The organism is Rhizobium phaseoli (assembly GCF_001664385.1).
GTDB lineage: Bacteria > Pseudomonadota > Alphaproteobacteria > Rhizobiales > Rhizobiaceae > Rhizobium > Rhizobium phaseoli.
The window spans coordinates 3758780-3771557 of the sequence record NZ_CP013532.1; the positions used below are offsets into that span (position 1 = coordinate 3758780).

General features: G+C 61.5%; 10 protein-coding genes and 1 pseudogene. 5 read left to right on the plus strand and 6 right to left on the minus strand.

The features are described from left to right. Positions 1–78 precede the first annotated feature (78 nt). Positions 79–879: an inositol monophosphatase family protein gene (locus AMC88_RS18115; RefSeq protein ID WP_012485142.1), complete on the minus strand. Its 801-nt coding sequence runs from the start codon at positions 877–879 to the stop codon at positions 79–81. Positions 880–1243: 364 nt separating this feature from the next. Continuing rightward, positions 1244–1918, minus strand: a complete 675-nt coding sequence (locus tag AMC88_RS18120) for a GntR family transcriptional regulator (protein WP_064825623.1) — start codon at positions 1916–1918, stop codon at positions 1244–1246. Between the two features lie 357 nt (positions 1919–2275). On the opposite strand from AMC88_RS18120, the gene AMC88_RS18125 reads away from it, so the two are divergent. From AMC88_RS18125 to AMC88_RS18140, 5 genes and pseudogenes are all read left to right on the plus strand, one after another. Continuing rightward, a complete protein-coding gene (locus AMC88_RS18125) occupies positions 2276–3544 on the plus strand; it encodes an NRAMP family divalent metal transporter (RefSeq protein WP_064825624.1) in 1269 nt (422 codons plus the stop codon). A gap of 11 nt (positions 3545–3555) precedes the next feature. Next, complete coding sequence (locus AMC88_RS18130) at positions 3556–4320, plus strand: LamB/YcsF family protein (RefSeq protein WP_064825625.1); 765 nt, start codon at positions 3556–3558, stop codon at positions 4318–4320. Between the two features lie 24 nt (positions 4321–4344). Further along, positions 4345–4625: pseudogene (locus AMC88_RS32150) on the plus strand (DUF1445 domain-containing protein); the annotation flags it as partial. Between the two features lie 80 nt (positions 4626–4705). Beyond that, positions 4706–6307, plus strand: coding sequence for a 5-oxoprolinase subunit B/C family protein (locus tag AMC88_RS18135; protein ID WP_064825626.1), 1602 nt, complete (start codon positions 4706–4708; stop codon positions 6305–6307). 26 nt (positions 6308–6333) lie between these two features. Next, a complete protein-coding gene (locus AMC88_RS18140) occupies positions 6334–8082 on the plus strand; it encodes an acetyl/propionyl/methylcrotonyl-CoA carboxylase subunit alpha (RefSeq protein ID WP_064825627.1) in 1749 nt (582 codons plus the stop codon). 173 nt (positions 8083–8255) lie between these two features. On the opposite strand, the gene AMC88_RS18145 is transcribed toward AMC88_RS18140, so the two are convergent. The 4 genes from AMC88_RS18145 to AMC88_RS18160 all read right to left on the minus strand — a co-directional run bounded on the left by AMC88_RS18145 (position 8256) and on the right by AMC88_RS18160 (position 12776). Continuing rightward, positions 8256–9353, minus strand: coding sequence for a protein-glutamate methylesterase/protein-glutamine glutaminase (locus tag AMC88_RS18145; RefSeq protein ID WP_064825628.1), 1098 nt, complete (start codon positions 9351–9353; stop codon positions 8256–8258). Between the two features lie 131 nt (positions 9354–9484). Beyond that, on the minus strand, positions 9485–10342 hold the full coding sequence (locus AMC88_RS18150; protein WP_037118081.1) for a CheR family methyltransferase: 858 nt from the start codon (positions 10340–10342) through the stop codon (positions 9485–9487). Positions 10343–10371: 29 nt separating this feature from the next. Beyond that, positions 10372–10848, minus strand: coding sequence for a chemotaxis protein CheW (locus tag AMC88_RS18155; protein ID WP_003590275.1), 477 nt, complete (start codon positions 10846–10848; stop codon positions 10372–10374). 2 nt (positions 10849–10850) lie between these two features. Further along, on the minus strand, positions 10851–12776 hold the full coding sequence (locus AMC88_RS18160) for a HAMP domain-containing methyl-accepting chemotaxis protein (protein WP_064825629.1): 1926 nt from the start codon (positions 12774–12776) through the stop codon (positions 10851–10853). Between the last annotated feature and the right edge of the window lie 2 nt (positions 12777–12778).

The following is a 12778-nucleotide window of genomic DNA, read 5'->3' on the forward strand; positions in this document are numbered from 1 at the left end:
GACTAGAGCAACATTGTGCCGAATTGAAGTATCCGGAGGCGAAAACCGTGACTTTACAACAGCCGCGTTTTCTCCCGCCTACTTGGCGGGAATCGGTCGCTTGATAACCTCGATCAGCGCCTTGTGGATGTGTTCGTTGCCGGCGACGATCGCGCCACCCTCCAGAATGGCCGCTCCGCCGTCCCAATCGCTGGCAAAGCCGCCGGCTTCGCGGATGAGCAGGATGCCCGCCGCCATGTCCCAGGGCGCAAGCTCCGCTTCCCAGAAACCATCGAAACGTCCGGCGGCAACATAGGCGAGATCAAGCGTCGGCGAGCCCAGACGGCGAATGCCCGCCACTTCGCCCATCACGTGGCGAAGCTCGACCAGGAATTTGCCGTGATTGCGCTTGCCGAGCGCCGGCACGCCACAGCCGATGACGCAATCCGACAGCACGCGGCGCGCAGCGACGCGCAGGCGCCGGTCGTTGAGGAAGGCGCCGCCGCCGCGCTCGGCAGTATAGAGTTCGTCGGTCGCCGGGTTGAAGACGACGGCCGCAACGATCTCGCCGTTGCGTTCGAGCGCGATCGAGACGGCGAAAGCCGGGATACCGTGCAGGAAGTTGGTGGTGCCGTCGAGCGGATCGACAATCCAGCGATGCGCGCCGTCGGTGCCCTTGATCTCCTCGCTCTCCTCACCGAGGAAACCATAAGTCGGGCGCGCCTTGAGCAGCTCTTCCCGAACGATCTTTTCGGCCTTGCGGTCGGCGGCGGAAACGAAGTCGCCCGGCCCCTTCACCGAAACCTGCAGGTTCTGCACTTCGCCGAAATCACGCCCCAGCGATTTTCCTGCCTTGAGGGCAGCCTGAACCATGACATTGAGAAGAGCTGAACGGGCCATCGGCACATTTCCTTGGGACTGATACGGGACGCGCGCTGCCAGGGGCGGGAATTGTCCCTGAACATGCATGACAGGCAGCGCTGCAAAGATTGGCGGCCTCAAGACCACAAAATCACGGAAATTTCAAGGGGACGCACGCATGGCTGCAGAGCAATCGCTTCAGCGTTGGAAATTGCCGTGGCGTGGAGCGGTAGGATTGTGATTCATGAGGCACTTCGAAGCGACGAAGCCGTTCATGCCAGCCTCTTCCGCATCTTCACGTGCCATTTCCGATCGTTTCGGCGCTTTTCGATCCTCGGCAAAGTTGGCGGGTGGTTTGACCGTGGCCGGAGATTCTGCTGCTCGTGCTGTGTGCCTTACTCACTTACTTCCCGGAAGGGTTCCTCTCATCAATTCGCGAAAAGGCAGCGAGAACAGTGCGCTCAGACTGCGTTAGGTAAGCCTCGAGCGCCGCGGAAGCCTCAGCCGTCATCCCAGCTTCGAGCTTTTCGACTATCGCCGCATTCAGGTCGACATAGGGTGCGTGCAACAGCTCCGGATCGGCGAGCAGACCGAAGCTAAGGCGTAGTTCTGCGGCGATCTGAGCATAGAAGGCATTCAGCCGCTGACTGTCAGCAAGATCGACGATCGCTGCGTGAAAGACCATGTTCTGGCTGCCGACCGTGCTCCAATCTTTGTCGCTGCGCGCGGCCCTAGCCCGCTCAACAGCCAAGCGCATTCTCGCTACCGCCGGATGATTGGGATAGGCCTTGGCGAGCGCCTGGCATTCGATCGTGCGGCGCACCCGGTAAATGTCGATGATCGAGGCCACGCTGGGCGTGGCGACGAAGACGCCGCGATTGTGCTCGTGCCGCAAAAGGCCTTCCTTGGTCAGAAGTCGGAAGGCCTCGCGCAACGAATTGCGAGACACATCCATACCGACGCTGAGCGCCGCCTCGGAGAGGCGCTGACCGGGCTTCAATTCGCCCGCAATCAGCTTGTCGCGGAGCTCCTCCGCCAGCCGCGGCGCAAGCGCCAATGTGGTATCCTGCTCAGTCATCGAAACCCCTATATACGCACACGGACAAAACATCCGTCCATGTGGCGATCGATATAGCGGTTCTCGCCCCATGGGGACAATGGCTGCACGACGCGACCGGGCAGATCGCAGCCACGTAACAACCGGAAGGCGGCGGGCACGGCTACACCGCGGTCCAAATCTGCACAAAGTAAGGCGTTTTCGTGCCCAATCATACACCAGATCGCTCAACATCTGCACATTCTCCTTGAACGATATAAAGAAAATCGTTGAACAATCTTGACATAATTGTCGAACAAGACGACGCTAGCCCTGTCGATAAATCAAGTGGGCCAACCCGGGGGAGTTCAGGGCCGTCCACACATAAGGAGAGGTTTCTTGGAACAGCCAGCTATTTCGTCCACCGGCATCGCATCACCAGTGCCGTCTGGGATATCGGTCAAGTCGCGCCGCTCGGCTCTGATGGCCGCCATCTTCCTGATGTCGATGTCTGCCGTCGGCCCCGGCTTCATCACTCAGACCGCCACATTCACCGTCAAGCTGGGCGCGGCCTTTGCCTTCGGCATTATCGTTTCGATCCTGATTGACTTCATCGTCCAGGCAAACATCTGGCGGATCGTCACCATCACCCGCATGCGCGCCTCCGATATCGCCAATGCGGCGATACCCGGCTCCGGCTATCTCCTCGCCGCCCTCGTCATCATTGGTGGACTATTCTTCAATATTGGCAACATCGGCGGAGCTGGCCTCGGCTTCAACGCGATGATCGACCTCGATCCGAAGATCGGCGGCCTGATCGGCGCGCTCGCGGCGATCGGTATTTTCCTGTCGCGGCGCGCGGGCGTAGCCATGGATCGCGTGGTCTATGTGGCAGCCTTCATCAAACTCGCTCTTATTCTTTATGCGACAATCGTATCAGGTCCGCCCATCGCCGAAGCCCTGCGCCAGACCGTCCTGCCCGACGTCATTGATTTCGCGACGATCACGACGATCGTCGGCGGCACTGTTGGCGGTTACATCACCTATGCCGGGGCGCATCGCCTGCTGGACAAGGGCACGGTTGGCGTTGAAAATCTCGGCGCTGTGAACAGGGCAGCATTGAGCGGCATCGCGATCACCGGCATGCTTCGGTATATTCTCTTCCTCGCCGTCCTCGGTGTCGTCGCAAGTGGCGCCGTCATTGACCTGTCGGGCAAAGCTGCAAATCCGGCCGGCCAAGCGTTTCATGCAGCTGCAGGCGATATCGGCTTGCGTCTATTCGGCGCAGTCTTCCTTGCCTCGGCGATGACAAGCATCATCGGCGCTGCCTACACGTCGGTCTCCTTCCTGACGGCGTTCAAGAAGGATATGCCGGAGCGGCAGCGCAACTTCGCCACCGTCGGCTTCATTGCCATCTCTCTAATCGCTTACATGCTGATAACCACCCCGCCGGCCGCCATGCTGGTCTTTGTGGGCGGATTGAACGGCCTCGTCCTGCCGGTCGGCCTGTCGATCTTCATGTATGCGGTCTGGGCTCGTTCGGATCTGTTGGGCGGGTATCGTTATCCGCGCTGGCTCCTGGTGCTGGGCGTACTGACGTGCGTGCTCACCTGGTATATGGGCTACAAGTCGATCGGCCCGATCTTCGCTCTGCTGACAGCTGCTTGAGGAGAACAGACATGACTGCCATCGATCTGAACAGCGACCTCGGCGAAAGCTATGGCGCCTGGGGCATGGGTGATGATGCGGCGATGCTTGCCGTCGTTTCCAGCGCCAATGTCGCCTGCGGCTTCCATGCCGGCGATCCGCTCGGCATCCTGAAGACCGTCCGGGCAGCCACTGAAAAAAGTGTGTCGATCGGGGCGCATGTCTCATACCCGGATCGTGTCGGCTTCGGCCGGCGCGACATGGACGTTGCACGCGACGAACTGATCGCCGACGTCATTTACCAGATCGGCGCGTTGAAAGGCATTGCCGCAGCGGCCGGCGTCAGCGTCGGCTACGTCAAGCCGCATGGTGCGCTTTACAACCGCATTGCCCACGATCCGAAACAGGGCCAGGCCGTGATCGACGGCATCAAGGCCGTGGACCCCTCGCTGGTCCTGATGGGATTGGCCGGCGCACCCATTCTGGAACTCGCGCGGAAGTCCGGCCTTCAGGTCGTTGCCGAAGCTTTCGCCGATCGTGCCTACACGCCCGACTGTCAGCTTGTCTCGCGCCGCGACACAGGCGCGGTCCTGCATGATCCGCAGGTCATCGCCCAGCGCATGCTGCAGCTTGCCAACGAGGGCACGTTGGAGGCTATCGACGGTTCGACCATCCGGATCGACGCGCAATCGATCTGTGTACATGGCGACAGTCCCGGTGCCGTTGCCATCGCCCGGGAAATTCGTCGCGCCTTCGAAGCCGCCGGCATCACTGTCCGCTCATTCCTATCCGCCTGATCAGGCGTCCACGGGAGGAACATCGTGATCGCCGTCGACCATCTTCGCCACGTCAATATCGAGTCGGCGCGCACCGCCAGCGCGTGCTGTCGCGCAGGCACCATTGGCCTAGGGCATCACCCCCGGTTTTACCCAGGCCGACATATCGTGCGGCCGCGCGACTCTGCCTTCGACGACCTACTCTATGCGCAAAGCAATCCGAAAGCCTGCCCGGTTCTCGACGTTTCGGATCCGGGCTCACACGCAACACTTCTGGCGCCGGGGCCGACCTGCGCAGGGATTTGCCGCTCTACCGCATCTGGCGTGCCTTTTTCCATCACCCATGTGCCGGAGCATATGTTCGTCACTAATATTCTTGATTCAGCCTATCACGCCGGAGGTTCCGATGCGTTTCCTGCCTGTCAGCCTGACGGTTATCCTGGTCGAACTCGCCGATCTCGACGAGACCCTGGCGCTGTTTGCCTCTCTCAAGGCAGAGCCCGTGGAGGGTGTCGTGGATACGGTGCCCGCCGCCCGCACCTTGATGATCCGGTTTCGTCCGGAAAAGCTGACTGCGGAGGCGCTGGCCGCCAATATCGCCACGCGCGATCTTTCCGCCCGGATCGCGCCTTCGGACATGCTGGTGGAAATTCCCGTGCAATATGACGGAGAGGATCTTTCCGACGTGGCCGAACTCAGCGGCCTTTCCGTGGAAGAGGTCATCCGCCGCCATACAGAGAGCACCTTTACGGTCGCCTTTTGTGGTTTTGCTCCGGGGTTCGGCTATCTTGTCGGCGGCGATATCGCCCTGCAGGTGCCACGCCGCCAGAGCCCGCGGACAAAAATTCCGGCGGGTTCGGTCGCGCTGGCCGGTGCATTTTCCGGCGTCTACCCGCAAGCGAGCCCTGGCGGCTGGCAGATCATCGGCACGACGACGACAAAGATGTGGGATCTGTCGCGCGATCCGCCGGCGCTGTTTCAGCCCGGTTACCGGGTGCGATTTTTCGATCTTGCAAAAAAATCGGTCCTTGTTTCGACCACACCGGCAAAGACCGCAACCTCCGCATCGGCCCAGACGGAAACCGATGCCCTCACGCTGAAGGTGCTGCTTGCCCCTATGCCGGCGCTGTTTCAGGATCTCGGCCGCTTCGGCCAGGCAGGACAAGGTGTGTCGTCGTCCGGTGCACTCGATCAAGGCGCCCTGAAAACCGCCAATCGCCTTGTCGGCAATCCTGTCGGCGCAGCCTGTCTCGAAATCGTCCTCGGCGGTTTCTCCTTCGAGGTATCCGGCCGTACTGTTATCGGCGTGGCGGGCGCCCCCTGCCCGATCAGCATCCGCGACGCGTCGGGCCGAGTATTCGCTGCCGCAACCTACCAGCCGATCTCGCTCGAAGCCGGCGATGTCGTGACCCTTGGACAGGCGCCGAAGGGTATGCGCAGCTACCTTTCCATTCGTGGCGGCTTTCATGTGAAGCCGGTGCTCGGCAGTGCCTCGACCGATACGCTCGCCGTGGTCGGGCCTGATCCCGTGACGGCGGGCATGGTTCTGGGCGTCAACAATGACGCATCGGACCTCACCAGCGTCTCGCTCACCGAAGCGCCGGCTTTCGATCATCCGGCCTGCGGCGATGTCGTGACCCTTGACGTGATCATGGGGCCGCGCAGCGACTGGTTCACAGAGGCTGCCATCGGAATGCTGTCCAGTCAGCTCTTTCATGTCACACCGCAGTCAAATCGCGTCGGCATCCGACTTTCCGGTGAAACAGCACTCGAGCGCAAGGATACTGCGGAACTGCCGAGTGAGGGAACAGCGACCGGCGCCATTCAGGTGCCGCACAGTGGTCAACCGGTCCTCTTCCTCGCCGACCATCCCTTGACCGGCGGCTATCCGGTCATCGGCACGGTTGCCGAATATCATCTCGATCTCGCCGGACAGATCCCGGTCAATGCCCAGATACGCTTCAGACCCGTGAGAGATTTCGGCGATATCAAGCCCGCCACGGTCTGAGCGAGAAAAACAGTGAGGAGACGCCAATGAAAAAAGTGCTGATCGCCAATCGCGGTGAAATCGCCGTCCGTATCATCCGCGCCTGCCGCGATCATGGCCTGAAATCGGTTTCCGTCTATGCCGATCCGGATATTGATGCGCCGTATGTCACGCTGGCAGACGAAGCTTACGGGCTGGACGGCAGCCGGCCGGCTGAGACGTATCTCGACATCGAAAAGCTGATCGCCATTGCCAAACGCTCGGGCGCCGATGCCGTCCATCCGGGTTATGGCTTCCTGTCCGAACGGGCCGAATTTGCTCGCGCCGTGCAGGAAGCCGGACTGATCTGGATCGGCCCCGATCCGCATGTCATCGACGCGCTCGGCGACAAGGTCGAAGCGCGGCGGATCGCGACCTCGGTCGGCGCCCCCCTGGTCGCAGGCAGCGATGGCCCGGTCGAGAGCGCAGCCGAAGTCATTGCCTTTGCCGAACAATATGGCCTGCCAGTCGCTATCAAGGCAGCCCATGGCGGCGGCGGCCGCGGCTTGAAGGTTGCCTGGAAGATCGAAGACATCGCCGAACTCTACGAATCCGCAGTGCGTGAAGCCAAGGCCGCCTTCGGCCGTGGCGAGTGTTTCCTCGAACGTTTCCTGGACCGTCCGCGCCATATCGAGGCGCAGGTTCTGGCCGACAAACACGGCAATGTTCTGGTTCTCGGTACCCGCGATTGCTCGCTGCAACGACGCAACCAGAAGCTTGTCGAAGAGGCTCCTGCCCCCTTCCTCTCAGATGCCCAACGGCAACAGATCCATGATGCGGCCAAGCGCATCTGTGCCGCCGCCGGCTATTCCGGCGCCGGCACGGTGGAATTCCTGGTCGGCGTTGACGGTACGATCTCCTTCCTCGAGGTCAATACCCGCCTGCAGGTCGAACACCCCGTGACCGAAGAGACGACGGGGATCGACTTGGTCATCGAACAATTCCGCATCGCTGACGGCCTGCCGCTGTTTGTCACCGAGACGCCTGCGCCACGTGGCCATTCAATCGAATTTCGCATCAACGCCGAGGATCCAGGCCGCGGCTTCCTGCCGACACCGGGGACGATTACGCGCTTCGATGCTCCGGCGGGCGCTGGCATCCGTCTCGACAGCGGCGTGGTTTCCGGTTCGACCGTGCCAGGCACTTTCGATTCCCTCATGGCAAAACTGATCGTCACCGGCGCCACCCGCGAACAGGCCCTCGCTCGTGCCCGGCGCGCCTTGAGCGAATTCAGGATCGAAGGCATTGCGACCGTGCTGCCGTTCCACCGCGCGGTGATGGAAAGCCGCGATTTCACTGGAGAGGATGGCTTCAAGGTACATACGCGCTGGATCGAAACGGACTTCGCCGCCCGTCTTGAGGCGGAAGCTCGGCCGGCAGCAAGCTTCGATAACACGCTCATCCGCGCCCATGTCGAAATAGACGGCAGACGCCACGAGGTCGGTATTCCATCTGCGCTTCTCGCCAGCTTGGGGAGCTTACCGACCGCTGCCGCTCCGGCTTCTGCTATTGCGGCGCACGACCCCTTGAGCATTACGGCGCCAATTTCGGGTACGTTGCAGGCCTTCAAGGTCGAGGATGGCGCCGAGGTGGCGGCCGGCGATTTGGTTGCCGTCGTGGAAGCCATGAAGATGGAAACCCAGGTGACGGCGCAGCAGGCCGGCACGGTCCGCTTCAAGGTTGAGGCCGGCAGCTCTTTACAAGCCGGCGCCGAAATCGCGCGCCTTGAGACCCCAGCGGCAATCACCAACGATTGATCTTTCAAGCAACGGGTCAAAGCCTTCGAGGCGGCTTAGCGACAATCGACAGCAGGTCGTCCCAACGCTTGTTCTCAACGACGTCGGATCGATGCATCGCCGATTATGCCGAATAGGTTGCCCGGCGGCAGTGTCCTGCCTAGCACTTTGCTTCGGTTCCGCTGAAACAGATCTCAGAATTTCTGCTGCGTCAGCATCACTTCGCGAGCGATCTGATCGAGCGGCAAGACGCGGTCGACGCCGCCTTTGGCGATCGCCTCCTTCGGCATGCCGAAAACAATCGAGCTCGCCTCGTCCTGCGCCACCGTGTAGGCGCCGGCCTGATGCATTTCCAGCATGCCGCGCGCGCCGTCATCACCCATGCCGGTCATGATGATCCCCATGGCATTCGAGCCGGCGGACCGCGCCGCCGAGCGGAAGAGCACGTCGACAGAAGGCCGGTGGCGCGACACCAGCGGCCCGGTCTTGACGCTGACATGATAGCGCGCGCCCTGGCGTTCAAGCAGCGTGTGCTTGTCGCCGGGCGCGATCAGCACATGCCCGCGCAGCACCGGGTCGCCGTCGACGGCCTCCTTGACCTCGACCTCGCAGAGCCCGTTCAGCCGCCTGGCAAAGGCGTCGGTGAATTTTTCCGGCATATGCTGGACGATCACCATGCCGGGCGCATTGGCCGGCAATTCCTCCAGAAATTCACGCAGCGCCTCCGTGCCGCCGGTGGAGGCGCCGACGCAGACGACCATCTCGGTCGTCTTCGCCATGGCCTGTCCTGTCGGCGGCGGCAGCATCGCATCCGCCGTCAGCTTCTTGGCCGGCCCGTCGGCCGAAGCCGAGCGCACGGTTCCGGCGGCGCGGCGGACGGTGGGAAGGCGTGCATGCGAGGCACTCTTGACGATTTCGCGGATGCGTATCGCATCATCGGAAAGACTGTCGGCGGCCCCGATCTTCGATTTCAAAATGACGTCGACGGCACCGGCCTCCAGCGCCTGGATCAGCGTTTGCGAACCCGCTTCCGTCAGCGACGAGCACATCACGACAGGGATCGGCCGCTGCGCCATCAGCTTGCGCAGGAAAGTGATGCCGTCCATGCGTGGCATCTCGACATCGAGCGTGATGACGTCGGGGACCTCCTCCAGCAGCTTGCGCGCCGCCACAAAGGGATCGGAGGCCACCGCCATGATCTCGATATCGGGATCCTGCTCCAGCACATGCGCCAGCGTCTGACGGATGCTGGCGGAATCGTCGATGATGAGAACGCGGATTTTCTTAGCCATGAATGCCCCTGGAGCAATTCCAGAAAAGTGTGAAGCGGTTTTCCCAGGCAAAGCGCAAAGCGGTTTTGCCAGGCAAAGCGCGACGCGCATAAGCGGTTTTGCCGGGAGGTGCTCGCAAAAACCGACACGCACTAGACACGCTGAAATACCGTATTGGAGACTTGCTTCAATGGCAGATCGAAACCGGTGATCGATTCGGAGTGACCGATGAACATGTACCCTCCTTTCGCCAGGCAATCGCACAGACGGTTGAGCACGCCCGCCTGGGTCTGCTTGTCGAAATAGATCAGCACATTGCGGCAGAAGATGACGTGCATCGGCTCGCCGATCGGGTATTTCTCGTCCATCAGATTCATGCGGGCAAATCCGATCCTGCTGCGCAGTTTCGGCGTGATGCGCACCTCCCGCCGATCCGGCTGCTTGGCCGTCAGCACATATTTTCGCTGCAGGTCGCGCGGCACCGGTGCGATGAGATCTTCCGGATAGATGCCCCGGCGCGCCGTCTGCAGCACGTCGGTGGAAAGATCGGTCGCCAGCACGCTGTAGGAGACGTCGTTGCGGCCTTCGGCGAATTCCGCCAGCACCATTGCCATCGTATAGGGTTCGGCTCCCGTCGAGCAGGCCGAGCTCCAGGTGCGAATCGTGCGGACGCCGCTGCCGGCGATAGCCGGCAATGCCACGCTCTGCATATAGTCGAAATGCTTGGCTTCGCGGAAGAAGTCGGTCTTGTTCGTCGTCACCACGTCGATCAGGTAAATGGTTTCCTGTGCAAGACCGTCTTGATTGAACAGGAAGTCACAATAGTCGTCGAAGGTCGCATGATTGGTTGCCCGAAGACGGCGCCTCAGCCGCCCCTCGAGCATCGTCAGCTTGGTCGGCGGCATCTTGATGCCACTATAGTCGTAGATGAACCGGGCAAGCCGCTCAAAATTGCGCTTGCTGATCCGGTCGCCCGGCAATTGGGTTTCCACCGCTGCTGCCATACTCATGAGACGTAGTACTCCGGGTTGACGCGCGGTCAGGCCGCCGATTGCAGTGCAGAGGCGTCCTCGCGCGACAGCAGCCGCGCGAGATCGATGATGACGACAAAGCCGTTTTCACGGCGAACGACGCCGGCGATATAGTCCGAACGCCAGCGCACGCCGATATCTGGCGCCGCCTCGATCTGGTCACGCCGAAACGGCGTGACCTCGAACACGCGGTCGGCGACGAGGCCCAGCGTTAAGAGCCGACTTTCCATCGGCACGTCGAGGACGAGCACCCGCGTATGCGGCGTCGGCTCGGTCTTCGTCATGCCGAGCTTCAATCGAAGATCGATCGTCGGCACGCCCTGCCCGCGCACATCGCGCAGGCCGAGCAGATAGTCGGGACCGTTCGGAATCTTGAAAGCTTCCGCATAGTCGAGGATTTCCCTTACGACCTCAACCGGCACGGCGAAAATCTCTTCGCCGAGGCTGAAGGTCACGAATTGCGCTTCCAGAGATGTTGGAGCCATGTTTAGGCGCTTTCCTTGAATTCGGCGTCCCCATCATCGGGACCACCCATGGAGAGATCGAGAGCGAAGCCCTTTGCCCGCGCTTGCTGGCCAGCGACGCTATTGGCCGCGGGCCTCCTGCCGCCGAGGCTGCGCCCAGTGGCGAGTACCGGATTGCGGGCCTTCGTCCTGGCAGCCGGCGCGCGGGTTTGACGATCACCTGCCGTATCGACCTTAAAGAAGGCGATGGACGTCTGCAGCTCTTCTGCCTGGCTTGCGAGTTCTTCTGAGGTCGCAGACATTTGTTCGGAGGCGCCGGCATTCTGCTGCGTCACCTTATCAAGCTGTTGGATCGCTTCGTTGATCTGGGCAGCTCCAATATCCTGCTCGCGGCAGGCCGCACTGATTTCGGAAACCAGTTCAGCCGTCTTGCGGATATCGGGCACCAGGCGGCCAAGCATTTCGCCTGCTTCCTGGGCGGCCGTCACGGTATCGCTCGACATCGCACCGATTTCGGCAGCGGCCGACTGACTGCGTTCGGCAAGCTTGCGCACTTCGGAGGCGACAACCGCAAACCCCTTGCCGTGTTCGCCGGCACGCGCCGCTTCCACGGCGGCGTTGAGCGCCAGCAGATCGGTCTGACGGGCGATTTCCTGAACGATGCCGATCTTCTGGGCGATTGTCCGCATGGCGTCGACAGCACGCGTCACCGCCTCACCGCTCGCTTCCGCATCCTTGGCCGACTGCCGGGCAATCTTCTCAGTCTGCGCGGCATTATCGGCGTTCTGCTTGATGTTGGCAGCCATCTCCTCCATCGAGGCGGAGGCCTCTTCGGCTGAAGCCGCCTGTTCGGTGGCGCCCTGCGACACCTCCTCCGAACTTGCCGAAAGTTCCTGGCTGCCGGCGGAGACGTTCTCGGCGGCAGAGATCGCATCGGCGACAACGCCGCGCAGGCGGTCGACCATCTGCTCCAGGGCAAGGCCCAGGGCATCCTTATCGGAGAGCGGCTTCGGCGACACCGTCAGATCACCATTGGCGATCTGATCGGCGATACGGGCGGTGGTCCTCAGGTTGGCGATCATGCTCTGCATCGCCATGCCGAGCGTATCCTTGTCGGAGAGCGGCTTGGCATCGGTCGTGAGGTCACCCAGGGCAATCTGGTCGGCAAGCGCCGCGGTAGAGCGCAGGTTGGCGGTCATGGCATTGACCGTGTTGATCAAATCCTTGATCTCGTCATTGGTTCTGACATCGACCGTCTGATTGAGATCGCCGAGTGCTACGGCGTTCGCGACGGTCGTGATCTTGCGCAGACCGGTGTTGATTCCGAAGGTGATCCACAATGCCGCGCCAAGTGCGATCAGCACGGCGATGCCGGATGCGGTGGTGAGAACAAGCTTGGTCGAGTCATAAAGCTCGGTATTGGCGTTGTTGGTCGCCTGCATACCCTTGCGCTGGATCTCCGTCAGGGCGGCGATAGCACCGCCCATATCGTCGGTCATCGTCCTGAGGTCGCCGAGTGAAAGCGCCATCGCACCCGATTTGTCGCCTCTGGCGTCGAGTTGCTGCAGTTCGGCGGATTTTTCACGGAATTTCTCGCCGACCGTCCGCAACTTCTCCCAGTGCGGTTTGCCTTCCGCGCTGGCGATGGCAAGACCGGCATCGACGGCGTCGAACATGGCCTGCATGTTCTCGTCGGCCTCCTTGTAGAAACCGGCGGCAGCCTCGGCATCGGTGGAAAGCAGCGCGTTCTTTTGCGCGCGGATGGCGTTGACTTCGGCAATATTGGCGTTCAGCGCCAGTTCCAGGCGGCGCACCGGGCCGTCGATCATATTCCCGCTTGCCTCGTTCAAAGTGCCGAGGCTGAGGCTTCCATAGACTGCGATGCCGATCAGCAGCAGCGTCATGATCCCGAAGGCCAGGCCTAGTTTGAGTTTGATGGTGAAACGCATGT

Excerpts from the sequence above, each read along its gene's own strand:
- AMC88_RS18140 (WP_064825627.1), top strand. The coding sequence starts at position 6,334 with ATGAAAAAAGTGCTGATCGCCAATCGCGGTGAAATCGCCGTCCGTATC.
- AMC88_RS18145 (WP_064825628.1), bottom strand. The coding sequence starts at position 9,353 with ATGGCTAAGAAAATCCGCGTTCTCATCATCGACGATTCCGCCAGCATC.
- AMC88_RS18155 (WP_003590275.1), bottom strand. The coding sequence starts at position 10,848 with ATGGCTCCAACATCTCTGGAAGCGCAATTCGTGACCTTCAGCCTCGGC.
- AMC88_RS18120 (WP_064825623.1), bottom strand. The coding sequence starts at position 1,918 with ATGACTGAGCAGGATACCACATTGGCGCTTGCGCCGCGGCTGGCGGAG.
- AMC88_RS18160 (WP_064825629.1), bottom strand. The coding sequence starts at position 12,776 with ATGCGTTTCACCATCAAACTCAAACTAGGCCTGGCCTTCGGGATCATG.
- AMC88_RS18150 (WP_037118081.1), bottom strand. The coding sequence starts at position 10,342 with ATGAGTATGGCAGCAGCGGTGGAAACCCAATTGCCGGGCGACCGGATC.
- AMC88_RS18130 (WP_064825625.1), top strand. The coding sequence starts at position 3,556 with ATGACTGCCATCGATCTGAACAGCGACCTCGGCGAAAGCTATGGCGCC.
- AMC88_RS18115 (WP_012485142.1), bottom strand. The coding sequence starts at position 879 with ATGGCCCGTTCAGCTCTTCTCAATGTCATGGTTCAGGCTGCCCTCAAG.
- AMC88_RS18135 (WP_064825626.1), top strand. The coding sequence starts at position 4,706 with ATGCGTTTCCTGCCTGTCAGCCTGACGGTTATCCTGGTCGAACTCGCC.